General features: G+C 41.4%; 12 protein-coding genes. 2 read left to right on the top strand and 10 right to left on the bottom strand.

Going from position 1 to position 14,563, the window contains the following annotated elements:
* Positions 1 to 29: 29 nt before the first annotated feature.
* Positions 30 to 575: a helix-turn-helix domain-containing protein gene (locus MKZ26_RS18640; protein WP_340767129.1), complete on the top strand. Its 546-nt coding sequence runs from the start codon at positions 30 to 32 to the stop codon at positions 573 to 575.
* 122 nt (positions 576 to 697) lie between these two features.
* On the opposite strand, the gene argH is transcribed toward MKZ26_RS18640, so the two are convergent.
* From argH to MKZ26_RS18590, 10 genes are all read right to left on the bottom strand, one after another.
* On the bottom strand, positions 698 to 2,215 hold the full coding sequence (argH, locus tag MKZ26_RS18635) for an argininosuccinate lyase (protein WP_340767128.1): 1,518 nt from the start codon (positions 2,213 to 2,215) through the stop codon (positions 698 to 700).
* Between the two features lie 34 nt (positions 2,216 to 2,249).
* Positions 2,250 to 3,971: an ABC transporter permease gene (locus MKZ26_RS18630; protein ID WP_067212385.1), complete on the bottom strand. Its 1,722-nt coding sequence runs from the start codon at positions 3,969 to 3,971 to the stop codon at positions 2,250 to 2,252.
* Between the two features lie 12 nt (positions 3,972 to 3,983).
* The gene (locus MKZ26_RS18625; RefSeq protein ID WP_340767127.1) at positions 3,984 to 5,054 is read right to left on the bottom strand and encodes an ABC transporter ATP-binding protein; all 1,071 of its coding nucleotides are present in this window, start codon (positions 5,052 to 5,054) and stop codon (positions 3,984 to 3,986) included.
* A 282-nt stretch (positions 5,055 to 5,336) separates the two neighbouring features.
* Complete coding sequence (locus MKZ26_RS18620; protein ID WP_156476180.1) at positions 5,337 to 6,389, bottom strand: extracellular solute-binding protein; 1,053 nt, start codon at positions 6,387 to 6,389, stop codon at positions 5,337 to 5,339.
* A gap of 265 nt (positions 6,390 to 6,654) precedes the next feature.
* Entirely contained in the window at positions 6,655 to 7,719 is a 1,065-nt protein-coding gene (locus tag MKZ26_RS18615; protein ID WP_340767126.1) for a DmpA family aminopeptidase, read from the bottom strand.
* A gap of 355 nt (positions 7,720 to 8,074) precedes the next feature.
* Positions 8,075 to 9,148 (bottom strand): sulfate/molybdate ABC transporter ATP-binding protein, encoded by a 1,074-nt coding sequence (locus MKZ26_RS18610; RefSeq protein ID WP_340767125.1) that lies wholly within the window; start codon positions 9,146 to 9,148, stop codon positions 8,075 to 8,077.
* 16 nt (positions 9,149 to 9,164) lie between these two features.
* The gene (cysW, locus tag MKZ26_RS18605) at positions 9,165 to 10,028 is read right to left on the bottom strand and encodes a sulfate ABC transporter permease subunit CysW (RefSeq protein ID WP_340767124.1); all 864 of its coding nucleotides are present in this window, start codon (positions 10,026 to 10,028) and stop codon (positions 9,165 to 9,167) included.
* A gap of 11 nt (positions 10,029 to 10,039) precedes the next feature.
* On the bottom strand, positions 10,040 to 10,873 hold the full coding sequence (gene cysT, locus MKZ26_RS18600) for a sulfate ABC transporter permease subunit CysT (protein WP_340767123.1): 834 nt from the start codon (positions 10,871 to 10,873) through the stop codon (positions 10,040 to 10,042).
* Between the two features lie 81 nt (positions 10,874 to 10,954).
* On the bottom strand, positions 10,955 to 12,010 hold the full coding sequence (locus tag MKZ26_RS18595; RefSeq protein ID WP_340767122.1) for a sulfate ABC transporter substrate-binding protein: 1,056 nt from the start codon (positions 12,008 to 12,010) through the stop codon (positions 10,955 to 10,957).
* A gap of 79 nt (positions 12,011 to 12,089) precedes the next feature.
* The gene (locus tag MKZ26_RS18590; RefSeq protein WP_340767121.1) at positions 12,090 to 12,257 is read right to left on the bottom strand and encodes a YezD family protein; all 168 of its coding nucleotides are present in this window, start codon (positions 12,255 to 12,257) and stop codon (positions 12,090 to 12,092) included.
* Positions 12,258 to 13,325: 1,068 nt separating this feature from the next.
* Between MKZ26_RS18590 and MKZ26_RS18585 the strand changes: the two genes are divergently transcribed.
* Positions 13,326 to 14,483 carry a polysaccharide deacetylase family protein gene (locus tag MKZ26_RS18585; RefSeq protein ID WP_338655336.1) on the top strand — a complete coding sequence of 386 codons (1,158 nt, stop codon included), beginning with the start codon at positions 13,326 to 13,328 and terminating at the stop codon, positions 14,481 to 14,483.
* Positions 14,484 to 14,563 lie beyond the last annotated feature (80 nt).

Genomic DNA, 14,563 nt, shown 5'->3' with positions numbered 1-14,563 from the left:
TGTCAACATTTTTTTAAAGGAGTGATTAAATGCAAGATAGTAACTTGGGTATTAAAATAAAGGAAATTCGAACAAAAAGACGTATGACATTGAAAGTCCTAGCTGAAATGACCGGGTTTTCCATTAGCTTTTTATCTCAACTGGAACGCGGGAAATCGTCAGCAACACTGGAGTCCCTTAAAAAGATTTCCATTGCTCTCGAAGTGAATCCAAGTTACTTTTTCATCGACCCAAACGAAGAAAAAGAAGTAGTGCATCGGAATTCAACCGTTCCAATGCGGACGAATGAACATAATATTTATTACAAAGATTTGAGCGGTGAGATGAATCAACCAGCATTTACACCACTCCTTGTTGTCATGAAACCTGATCAAAATGAAGGTGATCCCATCACACACGAAGGACAGGAGTTTTTATATGTTCTCGAGGGACAATTGACAGTACAAATCGGAGAAAAACTACATACACTCGATGCCTTCGACTCCATTATGGTTGATTCCCGAGACCTGCATTATTGGTATAATTATACTGATAACAATGTGCGTTTTTTATGTATTTCGTATGATGAAAAATAACACAAATAACCTCTAACCAGCAATTGGTCGGAGGTTATTTATCTTTTCTCATGTCATTTCCAGCATGAAAATGTATTGCACTAACTTTCATGCTCGTTTTGGAGTTGAGTAGGTGACTGTCTTCAAGCCTTACCCCAATCAGTTTTAAATGTTGCCAACTGAATTTCTGCATCAATAATTCTACGTTCTTTATCATTTAGCCAATGCATTGCTTCTTTCGTAAACTCTTTCGACTGTTCAAGTGAAGCTTTCATCGTTTCCGCGGAAGGTCCACCGTAGATCGTTCGTATAGCTACGAAATGTTGCGGACGTAACGTTTTATAGAAATCCTCTTCAGTGATCAGTAAGTCTTTATTCAAAACAAGCTGTGCCTGGTCATTCGCCAGTTGCCACGTAAGGCTCATTAACGATTCCTCGCCTGAGATTACCAACTTCTTCACACAATTACTGACGATTAGATGGGATTGTCTGAAGGTAATCTGCTCCGAACGAACCAATGTATCAGCCAGTTCTGTCACGTTCGCAAAACTGCTTTCCGCCCGTTCAAGTAACTTTTTCTTATTTACTTTCATTGTTAGGACGACACTGCCGAACAATTGGTAGATTCCAATCAGCCGATCAATCGCTTTCCACAAAAAAGGCTGCATATCGTCTTCCGTGTCCACAATATCCCCAAACGGTGTGTTGTGCACCATCGTCAACACTGTATTCGTATCACCCACAACTGCTGACAATAAAGAACGCATATGTTCAATCGACACCGGGTTGCGTTTTTGAGGCATGATCGAACTTATTTGGACATATGGATCAGCCAAAGTGAAAACATTAAACTCCTGCGTCGCCCATGTTAGAAAGTCTTGAACAGTACGCCCTAAATTTAACGCGGACAACTGGACTGCACTCGCCGACTCCGTAATGTAATCCGCGCCGGCCACCGCATCCCATGAATTCTCGATAATATCGTCAAACGCCAGCAAATCTCGCATTCGTTCACGGCTGATTGCAAAACCCGTTGTCGTCAGTGCAGCCGCTCCCATACTGCTTCGATTTACAGTTCCAAACGCCGACTGAACGCGCTTGAAATCTCTGCCGAGTTGATCTATAACCGCTTTTAAATAATGGGCGAGCGTAGTCGGTTGCGCTTGTTGCGTATGGGTATAACCAATCATCACCGTATCGACATGCTCTTCACAAAATGCAATCAGTGCATCTTTTAACGCTAGCATCTCACTCATTAGTTCAAGTAGCTTTTTACGAAGCGTCATCCGATAAATAGCAATTCCCATATCATTCCGGCTTCGCGCAATATGCAAATTCCCCGCAATCTCTCCCGCATCTTCAATCAAATCATGCTCAATGCGGAAAAAGAGATCTTCAAACAGCGGATTGTAATGGTCCGTACTGTAATAATCCACATCGAGTGTCTGGATTGCTTTTCCAATCGTCATAGCATCTTCTTGACTGACAATACCTTGCTCTTCCAACATTTTTAAATGTGCGGTATGAATCTGGATCATCGAATGTAAAAAGTACTTCTTCGCTTCATCATAAGCAGGTTGCAAAACCATTTTCCGATATGTTTTAGACGGAAACTCTTCTCCTTCGACTTCATTGATACGATCTTTGAAGCTCCTAATCATTAGGTAATCCACCCTTTCATTCGGAATTAAGTAATTAAATCGCCGAACCAGCAGTTCCTTTAGATAATTTTTCAGAAATCGTCAACACAATGAGGATTAAAATGATTTGCAACACACCATATGCGCAGGCTGTTCCAAATTTAAAGGCATACATCTTTTGGAAAATGGCTACTGATAATGGCATCGTTGACGTACTATAAATGAGGATCGACGCCACAAACTCCCCAATACTTTGAACAAATGCAAGAAGTGTTCCTGCTAAAATTCCCGTCAATGTCAATGGTAAAACGATTTTTCGGAACGTCATCCACCAACCAGCGCCAAGACTCCTCGAAGCCTCCTCTATCGATTGGTCCATCTGCATTAACGACGCCGATGTCGAACGGAAAACGAGTGGCAAGTGGCGAATGAAATAAGCGAGTGGCAATATCCAAAACGTCCCTATCAACACTTGATTGAAAGCGAAAATATTTTCTTCACTGAATGCTGCAATCAAATTCACTGCTACAACAGTACCAGGAAGCGCCCACGGAACCATGATTAAAATATCAAGCAATGTCTTCCCTTTGAAATTAAGCCTTACCATCGCATACGCCGCTGCGACACCGAACACGATGTTACCAAGCGTTGCCACAAAGCCCATTTGCAACGAGTTCCAAATTGGTCGCCATGTCCTTTCATCCGTGAATAATGCTTTATAATGGTCAAACGTATATTCAGGTGGCAACACTTGAGTCGTCCACGTGCCATCCACAGATAACGATATGAGAATGAGCGTCAAAATCGGCAATAACAAGATGAGAACGCCAACAAAAGATAGAATGACGGAAACCACTTTCATCGCCTTCGACTTCACTTCCGAACGATGGACACTAATTCCTTTGCTTAAGTTTTGGTAATTACGCCTATTTTGGTACCATCTCATGATGATTAAAAATGAAATTGATACAAATGATAATATTGTCGATTGTGTTGCGGCCATATCCAAGTTGCCATTCGTTCTCGATAAATAGATTTGCATCGTCATCGTCCGCTCCACTCCAAAAATGAGCGGTGCTGTGTATGACGCCATCGAAATCATGAACACGAGAAGCGCCGCGGCCACAATGGAAGGCGTCAGCATCGGTAAAATGATTTTTCGCCATATCCGAATTCTGCTCGCACCTAGGTTTGTCGCCGCTTCTTCGAGTGACGGATCGAGTCCCTTAATCGCCGCCGACGCGGTCAAATAGAAGTACGTATACATCGTAAACGTATGGACCACAATAACGCCCCATACCCCTTTTAGCTTGAAAGGCACTTGCTCTAAGTTGAATAAATGCTGGATACCACGTGGAATAATCCCACTTTCTCCATATAAAAACGTAAACGACAGCACACCAACTAACGGCGGCAACGCCATTGGCACTAAAACGAGAATGGACAACACACGCCGCCCTGGAAAGTCATACCGCTCCAGTAAAAAAGCCATCAACACGCCGACAATCGCACACGTAATAACACTAATTACTGAAATGTACACACTCGTCCAGAGTGCTTCCAGATTGGATGTACTCTCCAAACTGAAAAACTTTTTATAATTGTTCAGTCCTGTCTCACTACCGAAGCTTTGGATGAACGTTTGGTAAAACGGAAAAATAACATATCCAAACAAAATGAGGAACAATGGTGATATAAGAACATAGATAAATGAAGGGGACCGCGTAATACGTGCCCACAAACTATCTTGAGACGAGTAGATTGTCTGTTTTTTCATAAGTCTAGCCCCCTATTCCCCAAGAAAGTAAAGGCTTCGAGACGGGATAGACAACTGAATGGAATCCCCGATTTGCAACAGTTTTCCGCCTGTATTAATAATCATTACTTTGAGCGTAATACCAGGAATCTTCACGATATAATTGACACTTAGACCGGTAAATTCAACAAATGTAATTTCTCCTGTCAGTGTGTTTTCCCCATCTCCCTGAAGAATTGATTCTGGACGAATTGACACATGAATCTTTCCCCCTTTATTCATCGGAGCAAGCGGAGAACTGTTTTCAAGAAGTCCCGTCAGCGTGACACCTTGTTCATTTTTCACAACGACTTTTTCACTGTCGATCGACATGATAGTCATTTCTAGCGTATTCGATTCGCCAATGAACGATGAAACGAATCGATTCACTGGACGATTGTAAATTTCCTGCGGCGTACCAATCTGTTGTACATAGCCGTTTTCCATCACCATAATGCGATCAGACATCGCCATCGCTTCCGTCTGATCATGTGTAACATAGACCGTCGTCACACCAAGTTCCGCTTGCAGCCTTTTTATTTCAATACGTGTTTCTTCGCGCAACTTGGCATCCAAGTTCGATAACGGTTCATCCAACAGTAAAATATCCGGTTTAATGACGAGCGCCCGAGCTAATGCGACACGTTGCTGCTGACCGCCAGAAAGCTCATTGATTTTTCGCCCACCGTATTGTTCAAGCCGCACAAGGCCCCTCACTTCATCTACCTTTGCTTTTATATCCTCTTTCGAAAACTTCCTCACTTCTAAGCCAAACGCAATGTTTTCATTTACCGTCATATGCGGGAAAAGTGCATAGTTTTGAAACACCATACCAATGTCTCGCTTATTTGGCTGCAACCTCGTTACATCACGTTCATCGAAAAAAATCTTCCCATCCGTTGGGTAATAAAATCCTGCAATCATACGAAGCGTCGTCGTCTTTCCGCATCCGCTCGGACCAAGAAATGTGAAAAATTCACCAGGTTGAATGTCGATATTCAACTCTTTCACACCGTGAACTTTTCCGAACGTTTTCGTTATATCTTGTAATCGAACACCCTTCATCCCGTCACCCCTTCACTCAAATCTATATAGGTTGAAATAAAAAATTCCATTGAAACCGCTACGGCGCTAGGGGATGCCTCCCGCCCTAAGCCAAGTAATTTTCAAGGCTTCAGCCACCCCTTAGAAGGCGCCCTTGCTCAGTTTATATAGATGTTCATTTGTCAATACAGTCACTATGTAATGGAAAGACCCCGAGATTGATTACCCGAGGTCTCGATGAAAAGCGCAGGGCGCCTAGTCATTATTCCATGTAGAAAAGGTATACTTATCTTTCAACTACAATTACTTCCCTTTACCCTTGATATTTGAATCCCAATGCTCCATCCATTCCGCTTCTTTGTCAGCCATCACTTCCCAATCGATATCAAGTGCCTTCAAATCAAGGTCTTGATACCAATCCGGCATATCTTCTTTGGCAATATCCGAGCGTGTCGGAATCTGATAAAGTTCTTCCGCAAGTTCTGCACGTACTTCTGGATCAAAGAGGAATTCGTAGAATAATTTCGCATTCGCTTCATTTTTCGCATCGTTGACAATACCGACCGCATCTACCAGAATCGGCGCACCACTTTTCGGATAAATATAGTCAAACGGTTGGTTGTTCAATTTACTTTGCAGCAAGATGTCTTGCAAATTCCACAACGACACCGTTCCTTCTTGACGCACCAGCTTCAAATAGAGATTCGTCGGATCTTGCGCATAATCTTTCGTGTTTGCATCTAAGCCTTTAAGCCATTCGTAGCCTTTTTCAGGATCATCCGCACCTTGACGATAAATCATTGATGAGTAAATTGTACGCATCGTACCAGACGCTAGAACGCCGCGGATAACAATTTTATCTTTCCATTCCGGCTTCAACAAATCATCCCAATCTTGCGGACCCGTTTCCGGTGTTAATACATCGCTATTGATCATAATGACTTCCGGCAATAGCATTTCTCCGTACCATCTGCCTTCAGCATCTTTATAGTCGGCCGCAATCGCCTCGTCAAATGACGGCTTGAACGGCATAAGCAGATCTTCATCCGCCGCCACCATCATTGCGGATTGTGTACCGCCCCACCAGAAGTCCGCTTGAGGATTCGCTTTCTCACCGCGGACACGCTCCAGTATTTGTTGTGCCCCCATCGTCAAATTATCAACTTGAATGTCAGGGTATTTTTCATTGAACATTCCAACGACCTTCTCAACAACACTTTCATCACGCCCTGTGTAAATAACGAGCTTGCCTGAAGCGCCTTCTTCTTTCACTACGTCATCGTCCTTTTTGGTGTCGCCTTCCCCTTTATCATTACCACACGCTGCGGCAACAAGGAGAAACAGGACAAGCAACATACTAAAGATTCCTTTTTTCTTCAATAAAATGACCCCCCTTTTAGTTATATAAACGATTGCAAGGTACCGAGGAATTAACTATCACTCTGTTACTATATGGTTCCCCAACCAGAGATGTTTCATTTAGTTTAAAATGGAAATTCATTCAAGTCAAATTTATCGGTATTTTCTAAATACGATTTATAACCGTAACTATTTTCATTAAACAAAAAAGAACCCCTTCAAGCACTTTAATGCTTGAAAAGGTCGCTTCATTATTTCATGTTCATCCAAATGGATAGGCGTGTACGGTATTCCCCATTCGTCCCGTAGTCGTCACTGCTTGTGACAATGAATTTAAAATCGCTTCCTCTGTAACATCTGATGCACCTGAAAAAAGATCATTCATAATCGGATGATCTTCTCTTAGCTCAAGCCTTGTTTCAACAGTATCCGAAGTGGAATGCGGTATTTTATGAGCCGTCGAAAAAGCGATGACAATGTCACCACTGCCATTGCTAAAATGACTACCCGTTCTCCCCAACCCGATACCACATCTTTTCGCCAGCCGCTTTAACTGCCTACTACCCAGTGGTGCATCTGTAGCCAAGACAATCATGATAGATCCATCAGCTGGTTTAGGATATGTAGGCACGTTCTGATTGTCACTCAGTTTATATCTGTCCATTTGAAAATCTTCTTTTCTTCCAAAATTACTAAGGACTAAGCAGCCAATTGTATAAGTCTCTCCACTTGCGCTATCTTTGATGATTCGTGATGAAGAGCCGATTCCCCCCTTATAACCGAAACAAATCATGCCTTTTCCAGCTCCAATCGCCCCTTCTAGGGAAGACTCAGTGGAAGCTTCTTTAATAGAAGCAATCGCGTGACTTGGTTGAATCGGTAGCTCGCGGATGGAGTTAAGCCTGCTGTCATTACATTCCCCGACAACCAAATTTATGGTTCCAGTTGTATCTCCAATCTCAGGGTTTTGTTCTAACATATACTGCAAGGCTCCTTGTGTAACCGCTGGAACACCAAACGTATTGGTTAGCATAATCGGTGACTCAATCAGCCCTAATTCATCAACCTGGACGAGTCCTGTTGTCTTTCCAAAACCATTCAATACATAGCTCGCACCCACTACCTTATTCATAAACAGATTGTCCCCATGCGGTAATATAGCAGTCACGCCAGTAGCGGCGTATTCAGCCCCCTGCAGTGGATTATCCAGTGTGACATGCCCAACTTTCACACCCTCTACATCCGTAATACAATTCTTTATCCCGACCGGAAGACGACCAATCGTAATACCTCTATCTCTAATTTTTTTCGGCTGTTGTAGCTTCAATTTTAATCACTCCAGGTAATAATGGTTTTTAGTGGTCAGCCAAAGAATGTTTTCACTGCATATCCTAGTATCTTTCGACAATAAATCACATCATTCTATAGTGTGGATAAAGTTATTAACACTAACCTAACCGAGTTATCTGTATTTATTAATAATTCTAACAGGTTACTCACATGATATCCACCGCTTTTGTGGATAAGTTTTGATTATTCTATGTTTTCAATAAGCTGACTGTCGCCAATACAATTCGGAAACAATGAAAGCTCTCCGAAGAACGTAAACTACCTGATGCCAATAGAAATTCGGCATCAGGTAGTTGAAGTGTTCTATTTAAATTTCATTATATAACATTGCTTCAAATCGAGAAGTCTTCCGGAATGAAAACACGAAGTTGATTCGGTTTGATATATACATCTTCACCTGCTTTCACATTTAGCTCCCGATATCTGTCTTTCGTCAATTCTGCTTCTAGAAATTGATCATTGTCTTGTCGTTTTAGTTCCACTTGCACAGTGCGCCCCACGACATGTATATGGATAATTTTCGCTTTAACTGCTTCCGTATCTGTACTTTCTCGTTCAATCGTCACATCATGTGGCCTAACATAACCAATAGCCAACTTATTTTCAGCTCTTTCAAGATCTACCGCATCCAAATCGACCTGTACATTGAGTAGCTTGCCATTTTGCAAGCGCCCATGAAAAATATTCACATTTCCTAGAAAATCATACACAAATGGACTGTTTGGATGATCGTAAACTTCTTCCGGGCTACCTATCTGTTCAATCTTCCCTTCATTCATAACAACAATTCGGTCCGCCACGTCAAGAGCCTCTTCCTGATCATGCGTCACAAATATACTCGTAATATGAAAATCATCATGCAATCTTCGCAACCAACGTCGCAGTTCTTTCCGCACTTTTGCATCGAGCGCACCAAATGGTTCATCAAGTAACAGTACTTTTGGTTCCACTGCAAGCGCTCGCGCTAGTGCAACACGCTGCCTTTGCCCCCCCGATAGTTGAGATGGATAACGAGTAGCAAATGCTTCTAACTTTACAAGTCCTAGTAATTCATTTACTTTCGCAGCAATTTCTTTTTTAGTTGGCCGTTCTTTTTTGGATCGTACTTTCAATCCATATGCAACATTATCAAAAACCGTCATATGTTTAAACAGGGCATAATGCTGAAAAACGAAGCCAACCTTTCGTTCTGTCGTGCGAATATGGGTCATGTCTTCCTCACCGAATAAGACAACCCCATGATCCGCTTCTTCAAGTCCTGCAATTATGCGTAGTAGCGATGTTTTGCCCGATCCAGATGGTCCAAGCAACGCCACGAGCTCTCCTGTTTTAATGTCGAGGTTAATATCTTTCAGTGCATCAAACGAGCCAAACCTCTTCGACACTTCTTTTATTTGAATACTCATGTGGTAACCTCCTGTTCTATCCTTGCTGACTTGTTTTCCATTCAATGAAGTTTTTCAAAACTAGCGTAATAATCGCTAAAATGGACATAAGAGATGCAACAGCGAACGCTGCGGAAAATTGATATTCATTGTACAAAATTTCAATATGTAACGGCATCGTGTTCGTAAGACCGCGAATATGCCCCGAAACAATCGAGACAGCGCCAAATTCGCCGACTGCACGCGCATTACAAAGAATGACACCGTATAATAATCCCCACTTGATATTCGGCAGCGTGACATGCAAGAATGTTTTAAATCCACCTGCTCCAAGTGTTAAGGAGGCTTCTTCTTCTGCCGTTCCTTGCGCCTGCATAAGTGGGATCAACTCACGTGCAACAAACGGGAATGTCACAAACAATGTGGCAAGCACAATGCCTGGGACGGCGAAAAGAATTTTAATATCATTTGCAAATAAAAATTCACCGAACAACCCGTGGGCACTGAATAATAAAACAAACACGAGACCTGCAATAACTGGTGAAATTGCAAACGGCAAGTCAATCAGGGTAATTAAAAGACTCTTCCCTTTAAATTCAAACTTGGTAATAGCCCAGGCAGCTGCAATTCCAAAAATCGCGTTTAGTGGTACCGTAAGTATGGCGACAAGTAATGTTAGTTTGATTGCTGATAGTGCATCCGGATCTGTAATTGCAGCTACATAGACGCCTGCTCCCTTTTCAAAAGCTTTTATAAAGATTGCGACAAGCGGTAATACTAGAAATAGCAATAGAAATCCGAGTGCAATCGCAATTAGCGGAATACGAACCCAAGGCTGCTCTTCTGTAGTCCGCTTACTCCCATTCTTACTAACTGACTGCACCTGACTCTGTTTTGCCATGGAATCCCCTCCTAATTATGAACAAATTTCCGATTAGTCCACCACTGCAATCCGTTAATAAATAACAAGATAACAAATGAGAAAATGAGCATGACTGCCCCAATTGCTGTAGCAGCAGCATAATCATATTGTTCAAGTTTTGTCATAATAATGAGCGGTGTTATCTCAGTCTTCATCGGCATATTACCCGCAATGAAGACCACCGAGCCATACTCGCCAATCGCACGGGCAAATGCTAACGCAAAACCTGTCATAGCTGCTGGCAAAATTTCTGGAACAATTACTCTAACAAACGTTTGAAAACGATTTGCGCCTAAAATAGCAGATGCCTCTTCCATTTCCCGTTCAAGGTTTTGAAGAACCGGCTGCACCATTCGGACGACGAATGGCAAGCCGATAAATGTTAATGCAATCGTAATACCGAGAGGCGTAAACGCAACTTTAAACGATAAAAACTGACCAATCCAACCCTTTTCCGTATACAGTGTTGTTAATGCGATACCTGCAACAGCTGTTGGGAGTGCAAATGGTAAATCTACCAATCCATCAATGATTCGCTTGCCAGGGAACGAATAGCGAACGAGTACCCAGGCAATCAATACACCAAATAGCAGATTAATGCAGGCTGCTGCAAATGCGGTACCAAAACTTACTTTGTACGATGCAATGACGCGCGGTTCCGTTACCGTTGCCCAAAAATCTGACCACCCCATTGATGAGGTATTAATGAATATCATGGAGAGTGGAAGTAAAACGAGCAAGCTGAGATACAGCATCGTGAATCCGAGCGATAGCCCGAATCCCGGCAATATACTATGTTTCTTTAATCTCCATTTCTTCGCCATTGCTTCACCTTCACTTCTGTAGTTAACTGTTTTTAACGCCTCTAATCCTAGATATCAATTGGATTCTTTACTTAGACACCACTACGGTAAGTAAATTTCATCGAAGGTGCCGCCGTCATTAAAGTGTTTTTCCTGTGCTTCTTTCCAACCACCGAAATCATCGTCAATTGTAACGAAGTTAATGTCTGGGAATTGATCTGCATATTTTTTTAATACCTCTGGGTCACGGGGACGATAGTAGTTTTTCGCAGCAATTTCCTGTCCAGTTTCTGTATACAGGTATTCCAGATAGGCCTGTGCGACTTCATCTGTGCCTTTCTTCTTGACGATTTTATCCACAACTGCAACTGGCGGCTCTGCTAAAATACTGAGTGATGGGACGATAATTTCAAATTCACCTTTTCCAAGTTCATTTAACGTTAAGAAGGCTTCATTCTCCCATGCAAGCAATACATCCCCAATACCCCGTTCAACAAAAGTTGTCGTTGAACCGCGAGCCCCAGAATCTAGTACTTCAACGTTTTTATAAAGATCGCCAACAAATTCTTTCACTTTCGTTTCATCCCCATTAAATTTCTTATCCGCATAAGCCCAAGCCGCCAAGTAATTCCAACGAGCACCGCCTGATGTTTTCGGATTTGGTGTTATAACCGAAACACCTTTTTTCGTTAAGTCATCCCAATCTTTAATGCCTTGTGGATTGTCTTTTCGAACTAGGAAAACAATCGTTGACGTGTATGGTGTTGAGTTATTTTCCAATCTAGTTTGCCAGTTTTCTGCTAGCAAGTCACGGGCGGCGGCGACTTCGTCAATATCGTAAGCAAGGGCCAGTGTGACAACGTCTGCTTCTAGACCGTCAATTACTGCTCGACCTTGTTTTCCTGATCCACCATGCGACTGCTGAATAGTCACTTCCTGTCCGGTTTCATCTTTCCAATGTGCAGCAAATTCTTTATTAAACTCCTCGTATAACTCACGCGTTGGATCGTAGGATACATTTAACAGCTCAACTGAATTCTTCTTTTCGGCAGAGGCAGTTTGATTTCCACTTTTTTCAGTACCACCACATCCTGTTAAAATCCCCACCGTTGCAGTGATACCTACTAAAAACTTGATTATTGTCGTATTTTTCTTCATCCTATTAACCTCCACTTCTATTTTCATTTCTTTATAAGAACCCTTTTTGATTGGTTTATGATTGTATCTTCATTTGTCTTCATTGCTCAGATTGTTGGCTTTTTAAAGAAAACCGTCTCTTTTCCAGCCGATCAATGTGCTTAATTTGCGAGTCATGAATAACGATTTCCACCGATCCGCATTTGATTTCTTTCACTGACAGTACAATACACTCAATCCATTGCTCATCAATTTGTTTTTCTACCATGTGAGGCCTCCTATTTTCATTTTTAATATCTCAGCTAATGTAGTCGATTATTATAATAAAAGGCTCCAAGAAGCCTATATTCACAAGAATAATAGATTTCAAGGAGCCTTCAATTGTCTGATCAGCAGCCTTTTATATGCAGTTTTCATGTCTGAGTAAACGAATTAGCCTTTTTATGGAGAGGGACGTTTAGGACATTTAAGATGCGAAACATAACTATACTGCACAATAAAAACCTCCCATTATATTTCTTTCGTCCACATACTTTCCTTACGTGGCTGACACTGTCTATGATTTTTTAACAAACGAAAAGGCTCTCAACATTAAATTCGGTTGAGAGCCTTCGGTTTTCCGATCAGCTACTATCTTTTTACTATGAAAGACCAAGGGAGAGGTTCCTATACCTATTCTTTCTCTGGCCTTATTAAATTCATTTCAACGACTGGATAACTTGCTCCAAACACTAATCAGTAACGGTTTTACGCACTTCCTCAATAACCAAGTAACTCGATATGTTTTATTAGATTAATAAGATTATAGCGTATCCTTTCTAATCTGTCTAGACGCATTTTTAAAATAAAGGAGTGAATTACAATTAACCCGTATAATTACAACGAATTACCTAGTTATGTTGACATAAAGAATCCTCTCAACAACGCTCGGCACTTGGGGTAGCCTTCGCTGGAGATTATATAGAATCATTAGTTCAACATATATAGGTAAGAAAAAAAGATTCCATTATAAAGCGCCATCGCTCAGTTTGTATAGCTATTCATTTGCTTATCATATGTTGATTATTCAAAGTTCACCCGTAAATGACTGCTTATTTTTGTATAAAACACTATATACCCTATGTACACGTGGCTGTGGATAAAGTTACTAACACCATCCAGACCGAATTATCTGTATTTATTAACACTTCAAACAACTTACTCACAGGATATCCACCGCTTTTGTTGATAAGTTTGATTATTCTATACTTATTATTTAATTCAACTACACCTTGCTAGTTTCTCCCAATCTATCTATCATAGAGATAGAAACTAGAATAAAGGGGCATACTTAAGATTGAAGAAATTTATACTGTTTTTCCTACTATTACTTGTAGCATTTCCAACTTTCACAGAAGCAACTGAAGCATCTACTGTAAAATCGATAAAAATTACCGAAACCACTCCTGTTTTCGATGACTACCAGAAGGTCGCTGTATTCCTAAAAGGTACTTCACACACCGTGGTAAATGAATCAAACCTTTTTTATCATACGTTCATTGGAAACGATCAAGTTAAACTCTCGAAAAAGAAAGCTGTAATTATTAAGGACCCACCGAATAACTGGAAAGCTGCACATCCAGTTCGAGCCAAGACTTCAAAGCCTGTACAAATCTTGGATCGCCCAGCAGTTAAAGCGAATAGCATTGGACACATCCAACCGAATATGACGATTAATGTACAAAGATTAAAGGGTAATTATTACCCCGTCTTAATAGGTGGTAAAACGGGGTATATACATAAGAACGAGCTGCTAATCGAACCTGGTATCCCTGTCTTGATGTATCACGATCTTGTGCGTAGTAAAACCGACCAAAATGCATCAACATTAGAAATTGCTAAGTTTAAAGAGCAGATGGACTATTTGAAGGCAAACAACTGGACGACAATCACTCCACAACAGTTAGAATCTTGGGTTGCTAAAAAGGGGACACTCCCAAAGAAGTCTGTTCTTATCACATTCGATGACGGCTACAAATCGACAATTGACTTAGCCTATCCTATTTTGAAAAGTCACGGATTCCAAGCTACTTCTTTCCTGATTACAAGTCGTATCGATCGAATTAGCACGGTTTCAGAACAAGATATCATTCAGACACAGGATGTCTATTCCTATCAAAACCACACACATTTATTCCATATGTTTAATTCATTTACCAACCTTAGCCTGTTACAATATGAATCGGAACTAGCAATCTTTGAGGACATCCAAACAGCAAATGAAACCATCGAACAAATTATTGGCGGGGACTATCAAGTTATGGCCCACGCATACCCGTATGGAAAACGCAGTTTGGCGGCAATTTACGCCTTACAATCCGCCGGGATAACGAGTGCGTATACAATTGATGAGGGCAATGTCTTCCAGGGAGATTCCCTCTTCGATCTAAAACGTCAGCGCATTCACTCCAACATGAACTTGAAGCAATTTGCGGATAAATTGCAAGGAAGATAAAAATTCTCTGCTAGATGACAGCCATCCGGGACTCTGTTCTTATAATCAAAAAAGATGAAACCTTTCCCAACTCACGGGAA

Origin of the sequence: Sporosarcina sp. FSL K6-6792, from assembly GCF_038004885.1 — a bacterium.
Lineage (GTDB): Bacteria > Bacillota > Bacilli > Bacillales_A > Planococcaceae > Sporosarcina > Sporosarcina psychrophila.
The sequence above is the reverse complement of the archived record's forward strand: the minus strand, read 5'-3'. Positions and strand labels throughout refer to the sequence as shown.

Coding starts and splice junctions, on each gene's coding strand:
- MKZ26_RS18630 (WP_067212385.1), bottom strand. CDS start 3,971: ATGAAAAAACAGACAATCTACTCGTCTCAAGATAGTTTGTGGGCACGT.
- MKZ26_RS18590 (WP_340767121.1), bottom strand. CDS start 12,257: ATGGTAGAAAAACAAATTGATGAGCAATGGATTGAGTGTATTGTACTG.
- MKZ26_RS18595 (WP_340767122.1), bottom strand. CDS start 12,010: ATGAAGAAAAATACGACAATAATCAAGTTTTTAGTAGGTATCACTGCA.
- argH (WP_340767128.1), bottom strand. CDS start 2,215: ATGATTAGGAGCTTCAAAGATCGTATCAATGAAGTCGAAGGAGAAGAG.
- MKZ26_RS18610 (WP_340767125.1), bottom strand. CDS start 9,148: ATGAGTATTCAAATAAAAGAAGTGTCGAAGAGGTTTGGCTCGTTTGAT.
- cysW (WP_340767124.1), bottom strand. CDS start 10,028: ATGGCAAAACAGAGTCAGGTGCAGTCAGTTAGTAAGAATGGGAGTAAG.
- MKZ26_RS18625 (WP_340767127.1), bottom strand. CDS start 5,054: ATGAAGGGTGTTCGATTACAAGATATAACGAAAACGTTCGGAAAAGTT.
- MKZ26_RS18620 (WP_156476180.1), bottom strand. CDS start 6,389: ATGTTGCTTGTCCTGTTTCTCCTTGTTGCCGCAGCGTGTGGTAATGAT.
- MKZ26_RS18640 (WP_340767129.1), top strand. CDS start 30: ATGCAAGATAGTAACTTGGGTATTAAAATAAAGGAAATTCGAACAAAA.
- cysT (WP_340767123.1), bottom strand. CDS start 10,873: ATGGCGAAGAAATGGAGATTAAAGAAACATAGTATATTGCCGGGATTC.